This window comes from Ochrobactrum sp. SFR4, from assembly GCF_019730395.1.
Lineage (GTDB): Bacteria > Pseudomonadota > Alphaproteobacteria > Rhizobiales > Rhizobiaceae > Pseudochrobactrum.
On record NZ_JAAPBB010000767.1, the window covers coordinates 1 to 273 of the forward strand.

At 59.3% G+C, this 273-nt stretch carries 1 protein-coding gene; it reads right to left on the reverse strand.

What is annotated here, in order from left to right; all coding sequences use genetic code 11:
• The coding region (locus HBA93_RS21160) for a TrbJ/VirB5 family protein (protein ID WP_502910168.1) at positions 1 to 273 on the reverse strand (273 nt) is incomplete at both ends.

Here is a 273-nt window from a genome sequence, read left to right on the forward strand (position 1 = left end):
TGTCAATATTTCCGACGACACCGGCCTGCACGCGCATGGCGTCCTGCAAGCCGCCGACCGTATTCTGCCAACGGGACCGTGCATCGGCGACGAGCTGGGCGTCGGTCGCGGATAGCGAAACCTTGCCGTATTTCTGTTGGAACATCTGATCGACGTTCTGCACGTCGAAGGCAATGTTCTGCGCCTGGGCCAGAAGCTGCTGCGTGCGCTGGACGTTCTGCTGCAAAGTCTGGAGCGAGGAATATGGCAGACTGGCGAGATTCTTCGCCTGAT